Here is a 13,625-nt window from a genome sequence, read left to right as displayed (position 1 = left end):
CGAACACCCGCGCGTCCCGCTCGACCTGTGGCGTTATCCTCGGTTACCGGGGTCGGTGGCCTCGGCAACCCGAGGCAATCCGGGAGCGTGCACTTGAGCCAAGACGTCGAAGCCTCCGTAGCGGCGCAGCCGGCGCTCCCCGCGCCGCCGCCCTCAGCCACCCGGCGGGTGCGCGCACGGCTGGCCCGGCGGATCACCGCGCAGCGCGCCGCCCCGGTCAAGCAGGTCCTCGAACCCCTGGCGGCGGTGCACCGCGAACTGCACCCCAAGGCCGACCTCGCGCTGCTCCAGCACGCCTACGACGTCGCCGAGGACAAGCACCGGGAACAGCGCCGCAAGTCCGGCGACCCCTACATCACGCACCCGCTCGCGGTGGCCACCATCCTGGCCGAGCTCGGCATGGACACCATCACCCTGGTCGCCGCGCTGCTGCACGACACCGTCGAGGACACCGACTACTCCCTGGACGCCCTCAGCGCGGAGTTCGGTGACGAGGTCGCGCACCTGGTCGACGGCGTCACCAAGCTGGACAAGGTCAAGCTGGGCGCCGCCGCCGAGGCCGAGACCATCCGCAAGATGGTCATCGCCATGGCCCGCGACCCCCGCGTCCTGGTGATCAAGCTCGCCGACCGGCTGCACAACATGCGCACCATGCGCTTCCTGGCCCCGGAGAAGCAGGCCCGCAAGGCCCGCGAGACCCTGGAGGTGCTCGCCCCGCTGGCGCACCGCCTGGGCATGGCCACGGTCAAGTGGGAGCTGGAGGACCTGGCCTTCGCCATCCTGCAGCCCAAGAAGTACGACGAGATCGTCCGCCTGGTCGCCAACCGCGCGCCCAGCCGGGACAAGCACCTGCGCAAGGTCACCGACGAGCTCTCCGGGCACCTGGAGTCCGCGCGCATCCTGGCCAGGGTGGAAGGCCGCCCCAAGCACTACTACTCCATCCACCAGAAGATGATCGTCCGCGGCCGCGACTTCGACGACATCCACGACCTGGTCGGCGTGCGCATCCTGGTCGACGAGGTGCGCGACTGCTACGCCGCGATGGGCGTGGTGCACGCGCTCTGGCAGCCCATGCCCGGCCGGTTCAAGGACTACGTCGCCCAGCCCCGCTTCAGCGTCTACCAGTCCTTGCACACCACCGTGATCGGCCCCGACGGCAAACCCCTCGAGGTGCAGATCCGCACCTACGAGATGCACCGCACCGCCGAGTACGGCATCGCCGCGCACTGGCGCTACAAGGAGACCCGCGGCACCCACAAGGGCGTCGAGGTCGACGAGATGGCCTGGATGCGACAGCTGCTGGACTGGCAGCGCGAGGCCGCCGACCCGGGCGAGTTCCTGGAGTCGCTGCGCTACGACCTCGCGGTCAAGGAGATCTTCGTCTTCACCCCCAAGGGCGACGTGGTCACCCTGCCCGCCGGCTCCACCCCGGTGGACTTCGCCTACGCGGTGCACACCGAGGTCGGGCACCGCTGCATCGGCGCCCGCGTCAACGGCCGCCTGGTCGCACTCGAGCGCAAGCTGGAGAACGGCGAGGTCGTGGAGATCTTCACCTCCAAGGCCGAAGGCGCCGGACCCAGCCGCGACTGGTTGCAGTTCGCGGCCAGCCCGCGCGCCAAGACCAAGATCAAGCAGTGGTTCGCCAAGGAACGCCGCGAAGAGGCCATCGAGGCCGGCAAGGACCAGATCGCCAAGGAGGTCCGCCGGGTCGGCCTGCCCATGCAGCGCCTGGTCTCCGCCGACTCGGTCACCGCGCTGGCCCGCGAGCTGCGCTACCTCGACGTCAGCTCCCTCTACGCCGCCGTCGGCGAGGGCCACGTCTCCGCCCGCCACCTGGTGCAGCGCCTGGTCGCCCTGCTCGGCGGGGTCGAGCACGCCGAGGAGGAGCTGGCCGACCGGGCCACCCCCTCCACCGTGCAGCGCCGCCGCGGCGTGGACGCGGGCGTGGTGGTCAAGGGCACCAGCGACGTGTGGGTCAAGCTCGCCCGCTGCTGCACCCCGGTGCCGGGCGATGAGATCCTCGGCTTCGTCACCCGCGGCGGCGGGGTCAGCGTGCACCGCACCGACTGCACCAACAGCGAGGAGCTCCAGGCCAGCCCGGAACGCCTGCTGGAGGTCGAATGGGCCCCGTCGGCGTCCTCGGTGTTCCTGGTCGCCATCCAGGTCGAGGCCCTGGACCGGCACCGGCTGCTCTCCGACATCACCAAGGTGCTGGCCGACGAACGGGTCAACATCCTCTCCGCCTCGGTGACCACCTCCCGGGACCGGGTCGCGGTGAGCCGGTTCGCCTTCGAGATGGGCGACCCGAAACACCTCGGCCACGTGCTCAAGGCGGTGCGCAACGTGGAGGGCGTCTACGACGTGTACCGGGTCACCTCGGCCAGCTGAGTCCAGGGCTTAGCGGGCCGCGAAGACCATGCCGATGTCGGCGGCCCGCTGCGCCGGGTCCTGCTCCGCGCGCACGGTGAAGCCGCGCGAGGTGAACACCTCACTGATCCGGTCGCGGTTGGCCGCCCAGCCCTCGACCTCGACGACCGACTGCCGGATCAGCGGCCAGTGCCGGTCCTGGATGCCGTGCAGCACGTCCAGCTCCGCGCCCTCGACGTCGATCTTGAGCAGGTCGATCGCCTCGATGCCCTGTTCTTCGATCACCGCCGAGAGCGGCCGGACCCGCACCCGGTGGGTCTCCAGCTCGCGCATCACCCGCAGCTTGCGGCCCACCAGGAAACGCAGCACCGGCGCGGGCACCCGGCGCAGCGCCGGTCCCATGCCGCCCTGCCGGATCATCTCCACCACACTGGCGGTGACCCGCCGCCGCTCCTGCTCGATGTTGCCGGCGTCGCGCAGCGAGGAGGAGAAGATCGTGGCGGCCGGGAAGTAGCTGAAGTCGAGCTCGTGCTCGGCGGCGGCCAGACCGTAGGGCAGCGCGGTCAGCTTGCCGTGGAAGAACTCCTCGGCGTTGCGGGCCAGCGTCGCGTGCAGCGGCGGCATCGGCTCGAAGGCGAACAGCCGCACGTCGCCGCCCAGCCGCTCGTAGACGGCCGCGGCGAAGACGCCGATGTTGGCGCCCACGTCGAGCACGGTCGCCCCCGGCCGGAGATCGACCTCCGGGGTGAAGTAGCCGCGCACCTCCTCCCGCAGGAACGCGGCCTCCCACGAGTTGACGCAGTGCAGTTGGATCGTCTCCGTGCTCACGCGAGATCTCTAGCAGTCCCCGACCCGGGAGTCCAGGCCGGGACCGCGCTCAGTTCACCGGCCTGGCCTGGTCCGCGGTCAGCTCCGCCGGGCTCAGCGCCCGGTCGTAGAGCCGCACCTCGTCGATCAGCCCGGCGAAGAACTCGTTGCGCCACACCGCGTTCCCGCCAATCCGCAACACCCCGCTCGAGGCGGTCACCGACCCGGCCACGGCCTGGCTGGCCACCAGCGAGCCGTTGACGTAGAGCCGCAACACGCTCCCGTCGTAGGTCGCGCTCACATAAGACCATTGGCCAGCCGGTAACGCCGTGCCGCTCACGGTGTCCCGCTCCACCCCGCCGACCCTGGCCGCCGCGCCCGGACCCCGCGACGGCGAACTGGCGTACAGGCCGTAGCTGAGGCCGTTCGTGGTCTCCCGCAACGCGATCGTGCGCCACTGCGTGCTCGCCGCGCTCGGCTGCACCCAGGCGGAGAGGGTGAACCGGGCCGGGGACAGGCTGGCGTGGTTGGGCACGGTGACCCAGTCGTCGACCCCGTCGAAACGCAGCGCCCGCCCGAACTTGCCGGTGGTCACCCACTGCGCGCCGGTGACCGTGCCGGTGCGCCCACTGCCGCTGTCATCGGCCGCGGTGCTTCCGCTGCCCGCGTCGAAGCCGTACTCGGCCAGCAGCCCACTGGCCCGGTAGCGCGCGGTGTAGGTGGTCGCGGTGGCCGGCGCGGTGACCACATGGCTGTTCGCCCCGCCGTCGGACCAGGAGGTGAAGCCGAAACTGGTGCCGGACAACGTCTGCGGGCTGGGCGCGGACACCGAGTTCGCCGACCCGACGATCACCGTCCTGGTGAACGGGGTGACCTGGGTCTGGGAGAACGTGGTCAGCTGCAACCCCGGCGGATCGGAGGCGAAGCTCAGCTGCACCGTCCGCGGGTCCAGCCGCACCGAGCGGCTGGCCTCCCGCCCGCCGGAGTCCCGCGCGGTCAGCACCAGCTCCAGGAACGACGGGTACTCGTGGTCCGGCGCGAAGAACTCCCCACCGGCCACCCCGGTGAAGCTCTGCACCGGATGGGTGTGGCAGTTGCTCGGACAGTGGTGCAACACCAGCCGCCAGGTCAGCGCCGAGGCCGGCAACGGCCCGTCCTGCGGATCGGTGGCACTGCCACTGAACGGGATCCGCTGCCCCACCTGCCAGCGCAGCGCCGCCGTCGGACTCGCGATCACCGGCACCGGATCCTGCGGCGGCGGCTGCCCCACGGTCACCGTCACCGAGGTGGTGCCGGACAACCCGGCCGGATCGGTCACCCGCAGCCGCACGGTCACCTGGCTGGCCTGACCGTAGGTCCAGCTGGGCCGGGGCAGCGTCGAGTCGTCATAGGCGCCGTCACCGTCGAGGTCCCAGCCGTAGGTCAGCGCGTCGGCGTCCGGATCGGTGGACTGCGACCCGTCGAACCGCACGGTCAACGGCGCGGGCCCACTGGCCGGGGTCGCGGTCGCCACCGCGGTCGGCGCCCGGTTGCCCGCCGGATAGCTCAACCGCCGCAGCTCACCCGCCCCCAGCGCCAGGTAGAACATGTCCCCGCCCGGCCCCCGCAGGATCTGCACCGGCACCCGCACCCCGGTGGCCACGGTGACGATCCGCGCCGGATCCGGCAACCCGTTCGCCCCGGCCCGCATCGCCCACACACAGCCCCGCGAGGAGTCCGCGAAGAACAACGCCCCCCGATACTCCGCCGGATAAGCGCTGCCCTGCTCAAAAGCGAGCCCCGTCACCGAAGAGCTCCCGGTCGGACACCCGTCCCCGGCGACCACCGAACCGTCATGTCGATAGGCGTAATAGGGAGCCTGCTGTCCAGCGCCCGCGTAGAGCTGCTCACAGGAGTCCAGGTTCGCCCCGTCATAACCACCCTGCCGAGCCGTGCCCTCATAACAGGGCCAGCCGAAGTTCTCCGCGGTGGCATCGGCCGGATTCACCACCCGGTTGATCTCCTCCCAGGTGCCCCACCCCACATCGGCCACCCACAGCTCCGAAGTCCCCGGCCGCACCGTGAACCGGAACGGATTCCGCAACCCATAAGCGGTGACCCGCCGCGCATTCGGATCCGAACTCCCCGCGAACGGATTCCCCGGCAACCCAGCCCCAGTGTCGGGATCAATCCGAATAACCGACCCGTTCAACACCCGAGGCTGCCCAGCGGGCCGCCGCACCGCCTGCGCCCGCACCGCCCCACCCTGCGCCGCAGGCGGAGAGAGGCTGGACCCGGCGGCCCCGGGCGGATCAGCACAAGGATTCTTGGTCTGCCCCCAGTCGGCATAGTTGAAGCTGGCCCCATCCCCGGCGCTCACGTACAACGCCCCATCAGCCCCGAACCGCAACTCACCCACGGTATGACTGGGGAACTGCTGACACCACGAGGTCAGCACCACCTGCTCGGTCCCGGTGTTCCCACTGGCCACCAGCCGCGATACCCGCCCCTGCACCACACACCCGTTCACGGTCGCCCCCGGCGGATCAGGACAGGTGTCTCCCCAAGCGGGTGCCACACCCCCGGGAATGGCGTCATAGGTATAGGCGACGTACACGTGCGGCACCACCGGAAACCGCGGATGCAACGCCAATCCCAGCAATCCCCGGTCCCAGTAGTCCTGCACCTGGGTGCGCAGATCCGCGAACACGGTCGGCGTCGGATCCGCCAGCCCGTCGAACACGTTCACAATGCCGCGTTTCTCCGCGACGAATACCCGCCCATCCGCGGCGAAGGCCACATTGGTCGGCGCGTGCAACCCCGACAACGCGACGGAGTCGACAAACCCCGGCGGCGTGGCCGAGGCGGTCCCGGCGGGCAACCCCACCAGGCAGGTCAAGGTCAACAGGGCAGCGAGAAGCACGCGCAGCACAGACATCCGGGTCCCCAAGGCTCGCACCGACAAAGCGACCACCCGGCCCCCGCCCGCGGCCCCCAACAACTACCCTGCGCAACCAAGCCGTAGCAATCCGCCATCAGGGCAGCTCATCGGCCCAAGCCACGCCACTTCGCTGGTCTGTAGTCACTATTGCTTCAGTGTCAATCAAGATTGATCTGCTGAACCACAACCCGCAAACCAGCCGGGAGACCCCGAGCCCCGCCAAACGCCGCCGCGCCCGCGTGCCGCGCTGCCCCGGCCGGCCGCGCTGCTCCCGACCCCGCCTGCCCTCCGCCTGCCGCGCTGCCCCCACGGCTGCCCCCGGCGCTGCCTTCCCCTGGCGCTGCCCCGGGCTTGCCGTGCCTCCCCTTGCCGCGCCCCCGCCCCTCCGGGCGTCCAGCCACAAAAAGAACGCCCGGCCGGGAAAAACCCGGCCGGGCGTTCTCGATGTCGCGAGGGGATCAGCCCTTCAACGTCGCCGTCTCGATCTTGGTCTCGAGCTTGGGCTTGCCGTCACCGGGCGGGGCGCCGGGCTCACCGGCTTCGGTGCCGGCGGCGGCGACCTTGTCCAGGACCTTCATGCCCTCTTCGCTCACCGAGCCGAAGACCGTGTACTCCGGCGGCAGCTGGGAGTCGCCGGTGACCATGAAGAACTGGCTGCCGCCGCTGTCCGGAGCCTGCGTCTTGGCCATCGCCAGGGTGCCGCGCGGGTAGACGCTGACGCCTTCCTTGGCGCCGGCCTTCAGGTCCTTCGGCTTCTCGTCCTTGATCGTGTAGCCGGGGCCGCCCTGGCCGGTGCCCTTCGGGTCGCCGCACTGCAGCACCTTCAGGCCCTCGCCGGTGGTCAGGCGGTGGCAGGTGGTGTTGTCGTAGTACTTCTTGGCGATCAGGTGGGCGAAGCTCTGCACCGTGCACGGGGCCTTGGCCCGGTCCAGGGTCAGCGGGATGACACCCTGGCTGGTCTTGAAGTCCGCCTGCACCGTGCCCTTGTCCGGCGTCGGGTTCGCATCCGGCGGGAGACCGGCCTCCTTCGCCGCGGGCTCGGCCGGGGTCTCGGTGTACTTGCACGGACCCTCGGTCTGCTTGCCCGGCGGGGGCGGCGGCGTGGTCGAGGTGTCCGAGGGGTTCGCCGCGGCGTCGGTGCTGCTCTCCGAGGTCGCCAACCAGTAGACGCCGCCAACGACAGCCAGTACGGCGACGACGGTCACCGTCACGCCGATCACGCGACGGCGCTTGGCGCGCGCCGCCCGGCGTTCCAGCTGCCGTTCCAGCTTGCGCTTGGCAGCCTGGCGCCGCTGCTCGTTGCTCGGCACGTGGATCCTCCCCTGGGGGTCGACCTGTGGTTGGTGTGGTGGTGGCGCGCGGAGTCTAGATCGGATCGTGTAAGGCCAGTGTGGCGGTACCCGTCGTCCGTTGGTTCGACCCGCGAAAACCGGCTCGGGGCGCTCGCTAGGCTAAGGGGACAATCCAGTCGCAGTCGACCAGGAGGTTCCTCCGTGTTCGTCGCCGGGTTCCCCGCCGGCCCCCTCGCCGCCAACTGTTACCTGTTGGCCGCCGACGAGGGCGAGGCCTGCGTCATCGTGGACCCCGGGCAGGACGCCGAGGAGCTGATCGAGCAGGCCCTGCGCCAGTACCGGCTCACCCCGGTGGCCGTGCTGCTCACCCACGGCCACCTCGACCACGTCTTCTCCGTCACCCCGGTCTGCGACGGCCACGACGTGCCGGCCTGGATCCACCCGGAGGACCGCGCGCTGCTCAGCGACCCGGCCCGCGGGTTCGGCGTGGACGCCGCCGACTTCTTCGGCGGCAAGCTGGCGCTGCGCGAGCCGAACGAGGTCCGCGAGCTCGGCGACGGCCAGCAGCTGGAGATCGCCGGGCTGAGCTTCACCGTCGACCACACCCCCGGCCATACCGGCGGGTCGGTGTGCTTCCGGACCGGCGCGGAGGAGGGCGGACGGCTGCTGTTGTCCGGCGACACCCTCTTCGCCGGTTCCATCGGACGCACCGACCTGCCGGGCGGCGACTCCGGCAAGATCATGGAGTCGTTGCGCGCCAAGGTGTTGCCGCTTCCCGACGACACCGTGGTGCTGCCCGGCCACGGCAGCCCGACCACCATCGGCCGCGAGCGCGCAGGCAACCCGTTCCTGACGGGGCTGACCGGCGGCGGCGCACCGGCCTTCCCGACCCGAGGACTGTGACGCACTACCGATGAGCACCTTCGCCGCTCCCAAGGGCATTCCCGAGTACTACCCGCCGACCTCGGCGGCCTTCCTGCACGTCCGCGACACCCTGACCGAGCAGGCCCGGCGCGCCGGCTACGGCTACATCGAGCTGCCGCTGTTCGAGGACACCGGGCTGTTCGCCCGCGGCGTCGGCGAGTCCACCGACGTGGTCAGCAAGGAGATGTACACCTTCACCGACCGCGGCGACCGCTCGGTCACCCTGCGCCCGGAGGGCACCGCGGGCGTGATGCGGTCGGTGATCGAACACGGTCTCGACCGCGGCCAGCTGCCGGTGAAGCTGTACTACGCCGGCGCGTTCTTCCGTTATGAGCGCCCGCAGGCCGGGCGGTACCGGCAGCTGCAGCAGGTCGGCATCGAGGCCATCGGCATCGACGACCCGGCCATCGACGCCGAGGTCATCTCGGTCGCCGACGCCGGGTTCCGCGCACTCGGCCTGACCGGTTTCCGGCTGGAGATCACCTCCCTGGGCGACAACACCTGCCGCCCCGCCTACCGGGAGAGGCTCCAGGCGTTCCTGGCCAAGCTGCCCCTGGACGAGGCCACCCGCGCCCGCGCCGAGCTGAACCCGCTGCGCGTGCTCGACGACAAGCGCCCCGAGGTGCGCGAACTGCTCGCCGACGCGCCGCTGATGGTCGACCACCTCTCCCCGGAGTGCCGCGAGCACTACGAGCGGACCAAGGGCCACCTCGGCGACCTGGGCGTGAAGTTCGTGGAGAACCCGCGCATGGTGCGCGGCCTGGACTACTACACCAAGACCACCTTCGAGTTCGTGCACGACGGGCTCGGCGCGCAGTCCGGCATCGGCGGCGGCGGCCGCTACGACGGGCTGATGGCCCAGCTCGGCGGCCAGCCGCTCTCCGGCATCGGTTTCGGGCTCGGCGTGGACCGCGCGGTGCTGGCCTGCCAGGCCGAGGGACTGGCGGTCGGCGAGACGGCCCGCTGCGAGGTCTTCGGCGTGCCACTGGGCGAGGAGGCCCGGTCGCGGCTGGTGGCCGTCGGCGGCGCGCTGCGCGCGGCCGGCGTGCGCACCGACCTCGCCTACGGCGGCCGGGGCGTCAAGGGCGCGATGAAGGCCGCTGACAAGTCCGGCGCCCGGTTCGCGCTGGTGCTCGGCGACCGCGACCTGGCCGAGGGCATCGCCCAGCTCAAGGACCTGGCCAGCGGCGACCAGCGGCCGGTGCCGCTGGAGGACGTGGTGGCCGAGGTCCGCGCGGCGCTGGCGCGGCCGGAGTGACTCCCGGCGAACGGATCCCGCTGAACCTGCTGGACTCCGCGCTGCTGCGCAAACGGGCCGGCGCGGTGGCCATCGGCGCGGTGCTGCTGGGCGGAGCCCTCGGCGGCCTGTTCGGGCTCTTCGGCGGCGCGGTGGTCGGTTTGATCGCGGCGGCGATCGTCGCGCTGCCGCTGGTGCTGCTCGCGGTCACCGAGGCCCGGCGCAAGGTGTGGCTGCAGGACGGCGTGGTGTCGGTCCGCGCGATCGGCACCCGCCGCGTCGACCTGCGCGCCGCCGGCCGGCTGGAACTGCTGGTCACCGACGTCCGCGGCGCCCGCACCGTAGGCCTGCTGGTCTCCGGCCCCCCGAAGAACCAGACCCTCAACCTCGCCCTGGCCACCTACGCCGGCGTCGGCGGCCGCGAACTGGGCATCCTGGCCCTGCGCCGCCTGGCCGACGTCCTGGCCACGGCGGGCGAAGCCCACGCCCTGGTCTACTCCGAACTACTGGTGGCCCAGCTCCGCGCCGAGGCCCGCGGCGACGCCGCCCCAGACCGCCCCCTATACCGCCTGGCCAGCCTCGCTCCCCAGGGCAGAATGGCCCAACGCCTCCGCCCCGACGCGGTAGCCAAGTTCGTCACCAGCCTCGGCTGAGGCGACGGTTCGACGCGCAGAACGGACCGGATGAGACCCAGCCCGGCCGGGTCTGGCCCGAAGATCAAGACGGAAAGCAACCTTTTCGGCTTGAAAAGCGTTCCGCAGAGGAAGCGGAGGCGCGGGCGGGGCAGCGGAGGCCGCGGGAAGCGAGACGCGGCTGCGCACGCGGCATGCAACGGCCCACGCGGCTCGCAGCAGCCCACGCGGGGTAGCGGCTCACGCGGGGTAGCGGCTCACGCGGGATGTAGCGGCCGGGGCGGGGTAGCGGCCCGGGCGACGTGCGGTGGCCGGCGCGGCGTGCAGTGGCCCGCGCAGGATGGACTGGTCCGCGCGTGCACGGACCGATGCGGCGCTGGCCGGGCCTGGGATGCCGCGCTGGACGGGCCTGGATGGACCGATCCGCGCTGGATGGGCTCGATCCGCGCCGGCTTGGGCCGTGTGGGTTCGGTCGAACTGGGCTTGGTCTGGCTGGGCGGCTGGCTGAGGTCGGCCTGGCTGGGCTGGCGCGGCGCGGGCTCGATCGACGTCGGCGCGGGGTCGGTCGGCGTGGGCTCGGCGTGGGTTCGGTCGACGTCGGCGCGGGGTCGGTCGGCGTGGCGCAGTTGGGGTGGCGCAGTTGGGGTGAGCGTGGTCGGGAAGTGTTCCGGCGGCGTCCGCTCGGCTCGTGGCGATTCGGCCCGTTCTGAGCCAGCCGACTGAGCCAGCCGCTGGTCAGTCCGCGTCGACCGGCTCCGGCGCGGACCACAACCCGACCAGCAGCCGCCACAGCTCCGCTGGCACCTGGGGCTCCGTCGGCGCCTGGGACCGTGTGGGATCCAGCTGGGTCGCCAGCCAGCCGTTCGCTGCGCGGACCACCGCGGCCGTGGCGGCCCGCATCAGCTCTGGGTCGACTTCCGGGTGCACGAGTCCCAGCGAGCGGCCGTCGGCGAGCATCGCGTCCAGCCACTTCTCCAGTTGGCGGTCCGCGTCGACCGTGATCGTCGCCACGGCTACCGCCAGGTCCGCCGGGGTGGCCTGTAGGTGGGCGAGCAGGCGGGTGGCGGCTGCGCGCAGTTCTCGCCAGAAGTCGGCGCGGGTGAGGGTGCCCGGCCAGGTGCCGAGGGTGTGGGCCAGGCGTTCGCGTGCGTCGGCGACCACTGCCGTCAGCAGGTCGTCCCGGCCGTCGAAGTACTGGTAGGCGCTGGTCTTGGAGATTCCCGCGGCGGCGATGATCTTGTTGTAGGAGGCGGCGCCCAGGCCGTCGGTGGCGAAATGAGCTTGGGCGACATCCAGGATGTGTCGACGGCGCTCGGTGGGTAACCGGAAGTAGCGCGGCAAGGGCATGAACCAATAGTGCGCACTAGCAGGGTGTACCGCAAGTACACCCTGAAGGTTGGCGCTGCGCGGCGCAAGGACCGCGACTAGCGTGGCCCACTTCGACAGCCGTGCCGACTACGGAGGGAACCCACCGATGCTCGCTCTCACGCCCACGGCCATCGAGGTCGTTCGCACCATCATGGCCGCCGATGGCGTGCCCGACGGCTCTGGCCTGCGCTTTTCCGCCTCCGGTGTGGACCACCCCGGTGAACTGCAGATGACCATCGCTCCCGCGCCGGAACAGGACGACCAGGTGCTGGTCGGCGAGGGCGCCCATGTCTTCCTGGACCCGCAGGCCGCCGAGTTCCTGGACGACAAGATCCTGGACGCGGAGGTCGACGAACAGGGACAGCTGTCGTTCGCGCTGGGCGAGCAGGCCGCGCCGCCCGTGAGCAACTAGCGACCCAACCGGTCACCCGGAACGAAGGAGATCACCATCGCGGACCGGCGGGGCTTGGCCGAGGCAGGCCGCCCGCTGGTCCGGTCCTCGCCAGGTCCGGTCTAGTCGGTCAGCTCCGCCCAGACGATCTTGCCCTGGCCGGTCGGCTGGTGGCCCCAGCGGACCGAGAGCGCCTCGACCAGTTGCAGGCCTCGCCGACGCACCGAGTCCACCGGGCCCCGGTGCAACCGAGGCGGCGTCGGGCTGCCGTCGCTGACCCGGATCAGCACCCCGCCCGTCCTGGGCAGCAGTTCGAGGCGCAGCGGACCCTGGGCGTGGTCGACCACGTTGGCCACCAGCTCGTTGGCGACCAGCATCGCGTCCTCGACCACCGTGCCCGTCACGCCCCAGCCGGCCAACGTCGCCCGCACCAGCAGCCGCGCCTGACGGCACGCCGCCGCTGAGACCTCCAGGGCGGTGCTGCTCTCCGCAGGCCGGGCGTTCATCTCGGCGGTCCTATCTCCAGGCCGTCCTCGCCCTGGGTCACCGAGAAATGTACCCATAACCGGCGGCTGACGTCCCGTCGCGCTGGAGTGATCGGCGCAAGCGTCGCTGGATGGGGGAGGTGGCGGGTGGTCGGGCTTGCGTGGTGGGCGAGGTGAACGGCTGGGGTTGTGTGGTGGGTGTGGTTGTTGGTGGTCGGTGTTGTTGGAAGGTGCGGCGGGGCAGTGCTGGTCGGGTCGGCCAGGGATGGGTGGGGCGGGCCGGTGGCGCGGGGGCGGCGGAGGGTGGTGCTGAGCTGGGTGGTGTGGGGCTTGGAGACGGGGGATGTCCGGGTCGGGGTTCGGCAGCGCGTGGTTGAGCTTGCGCGAGGCTGGGCTGGGCTGGGTGGCGGTGGACGGGGCGGCGACTGGTCTGGGTGCGGGGGCAGGCCGGGCGGATTGAGCTGCGGGTTGAGGGTGGGGTTTGAGCACGGCTGGTTCAGCGCGTGGGCGCCGGTTGGGGCTGGCGGGAGGGATGGTTGTGGGGCGTGGGTTAGCGGACGCCTCGGGGGCGGAACTGGATGCTGATCCTGGGGCCTACCGGTTTGCTGGTCTTGGGGATGGCGTGTTCCCAGGTGCGCTGGCAGGAGCCGCCCATGACGATCAGGTCGCCGTGGCCCAGCGAGCGGCGGATTGTCTCGCCGCCGCCCCGGGGCCGGAGTAAGAGTGGGCGGGGGGTGCCGACGGAGAGGATGGCGACCATGGTGTCCTCGGTGGCGCCGCGGCCCAGGGTGTCGCCGTGCCAGGCGACGCTGTCCTGGCCGTCGCGGTAGTAGCACAGGCCCGCGGTGCGGAAGGGTTCGCCGAGCTCGGCGGCGTAGTGCTGGTTGAGGGCGTCGCGGGCGGTGGTGAGCACGGGGCTGGGCAGGGTGGCGGACTCCGGGTAGAAGCAGAGCAGGCGGGGGACGTCGACGACGCGGTCGTACATCTGGCGGCGTTCGGCCTGCCAGGGCACCTCGTGGACCAGGTGCTCGAACAGCTCGTCGGCGCCGGTCAGCCAGGCGGGCAGGACGTCGATCCAGGCGCCGTGCGCGAGGTGGGTGCGCTGGGCCTGGGGCAAGGGGGCCAGGCCGGGTTCGGCCTGGTCGAAGAGGGAGGCTTGCAGGGCTGGGGTCATGGCTCGAGATTAGCCCGCGATCGAACAC

At 71.5% G+C, this 13,625-nt stretch carries 11 protein-coding genes; 5 read left to right on the top strand and 6 right to left on the bottom strand.

All coding sequences use genetic code 11. The annotated features are described in order from the left end of the window. Positions 1 to 93: 93 nt before the first annotated feature. Complete coding sequence (locus N8J89_RS28965) at positions 94 to 2,388, top strand: RelA/SpoT family protein (protein ID WP_283660163.1); 2,295 nt, start codon at positions 94 to 96, stop codon at positions 2,386 to 2,388. Positions 2,389 to 2,397: 9 nt separating this feature from the next. On the opposite strand, the gene N8J89_RS28960 is transcribed toward N8J89_RS28965, so the two are convergent. The 3 genes from N8J89_RS28960 to N8J89_RS28950 form a co-directional block, all read right to left on the bottom strand. After that, positions 2,398 to 3,195, bottom strand: a complete 798-nt coding sequence (locus N8J89_RS28960; RefSeq protein WP_283660162.1) for an FkbM family methyltransferase — start codon at positions 3,193 to 3,195, stop codon at positions 2,398 to 2,400. A 49-nt stretch (positions 3,196 to 3,244) separates the two neighbouring features. Beyond that, a complete protein-coding gene (locus N8J89_RS28955; RefSeq protein WP_283660161.1) occupies positions 3,245 to 6,091 on the bottom strand; it encodes a LamG-like jellyroll fold domain-containing protein in 2,847 nt (948 codons plus the stop codon). Between the two features lie 461 nt (positions 6,092 to 6,552). After that, on the bottom strand, positions 6,553 to 7,404 hold the full coding sequence (locus N8J89_RS28950) for a peptidylprolyl isomerase (RefSeq protein WP_283660160.1): 852 nt from the start codon (positions 7,402 to 7,404) through the stop codon (positions 6,553 to 6,555). A gap of 183 nt (positions 7,405 to 7,587) precedes the next feature. Between N8J89_RS28950 and N8J89_RS28945 the strand changes: the two genes are divergently transcribed. The 3 genes from N8J89_RS28945 to N8J89_RS28935 are packed head-to-tail and all read left to right on the top strand — an operon-like array spanning position 7,588 to position 10,200. Next, the gene (locus N8J89_RS28945; RefSeq protein WP_283660159.1) at positions 7,588 to 8,289 is read left to right on the top strand and encodes an MBL fold metallo-hydrolase; all 702 of its coding nucleotides are present in this window, start codon (positions 7,588 to 7,590) and stop codon (positions 8,287 to 8,289) included. Positions 8,290 to 8,299: 10 nt separating this feature from the next. After that, positions 8,300 to 9,568 (top strand): histidine--tRNA ligase, encoded by a 1,269-nt coding sequence (gene hisS / locus N8J89_RS28940; RefSeq protein WP_283660158.1) that lies wholly within the window; start codon positions 8,300 to 8,302, stop codon positions 9,566 to 9,568. Next, the gene (locus tag N8J89_RS28935; RefSeq protein WP_283660157.1) at positions 9,565 to 10,200 is read left to right on the top strand and encodes a hypothetical protein; all 636 of its coding nucleotides are present in this window, start codon (positions 9,565 to 9,567) and stop codon (positions 10,198 to 10,200) included. The genes hisS and N8J89_RS28935 overlap by 4 nt, the downstream gene beginning before the upstream one ends. A gap of 714 nt (positions 10,201 to 10,914) precedes the next feature. On the opposite strand, the gene N8J89_RS28930 is transcribed toward N8J89_RS28935, so the two are convergent. Further along, entirely contained in the window at positions 10,915 to 11,526 is a 612-nt protein-coding gene (locus tag N8J89_RS28930) for a TetR/AcrR family transcriptional regulator (RefSeq protein ID WP_283660156.1), read from the bottom strand. A gap of 127 nt (positions 11,527 to 11,653) precedes the next feature. On the opposite strand from N8J89_RS28930, the gene N8J89_RS28925 reads away from it, so the two are divergent. After that, positions 11,654 to 11,959, top strand: a complete 306-nt coding sequence (locus N8J89_RS28925; RefSeq protein ID WP_252482779.1) for an iron-sulfur cluster biosynthesis protein — start codon at positions 11,654 to 11,656, stop codon at positions 11,957 to 11,959. A gap of 101 nt (positions 11,960 to 12,060) precedes the next feature. Here the strand turns inward: N8J89_RS28925 and N8J89_RS28920 are convergent, their stop codons facing one another. Together N8J89_RS28920 and N8J89_RS28915 are read right to left on the bottom strand one after the other, a co-directional pair. Beyond that, complete coding sequence (locus tag N8J89_RS28920) at positions 12,061 to 12,444, bottom strand: ATP-binding protein (protein WP_283660155.1); 384 nt, start codon at positions 12,442 to 12,444, stop codon at positions 12,061 to 12,063. Positions 12,445 to 12,973: 529 nt separating this feature from the next. Continuing rightward, complete coding sequence (locus tag N8J89_RS28915; protein ID WP_283660154.1) at positions 12,974 to 13,597, bottom strand: alpha-ketoglutarate-dependent dioxygenase AlkB; 624 nt, start codon at positions 13,595 to 13,597, stop codon at positions 12,974 to 12,976. Positions 13,598 to 13,625 lie beyond the last annotated feature (28 nt).

The organism is Crossiella sp. CA-258035 (assembly GCF_030064675.1).
Taxonomy (GTDB): Bacteria; Actinomycetota; Actinomycetes; order Mycobacteriales; family Pseudonocardiaceae; genus Crossiella.
The sequence above is the reverse complement of the archived record's forward strand: the minus strand, read 5'-3'. Positions and strand labels throughout refer to the sequence as shown.

Bases quoted from the DNA above. Each gene is read 5' to 3' on its own strand.
- N8J89_RS28955 (WP_283660161.1), bottom strand. From the start codon at position 6,091: ATGTCTGTGCTGCGCGTGCTTCTCGCTGCCCTGTTGACCTTGACCTGC.
- hisS (WP_283660158.1), top strand. From the start codon at position 8,300: ATGAGCACCTTCGCCGCTCCCAAGGGCATTCCCGAGTACTACCCGCCG.
- N8J89_RS28930 (WP_283660156.1), bottom strand. From the start codon at position 11,526: ATGCCCTTGCCGCGCTACTTCCGGTTACCCACCGAGCGCCGTCGACAC.
- N8J89_RS28925 (WP_252482779.1), top strand. From the start codon at position 11,654: ATGCTCGCTCTCACGCCCACGGCCATCGAGGTCGTTCGCACCATCATG.
- N8J89_RS28920 (WP_283660155.1), bottom strand. From the start codon at position 12,444: ATGAACGCCCGGCCTGCGGAGAGCAGCACCGCCCTGGAGGTCTCAGCG.
- N8J89_RS28915 (WP_283660154.1), bottom strand. From the start codon at position 13,597: ATGACCCCAGCCCTGCAAGCCTCCCTCTTCGACCAGGCCGAACCCGGC.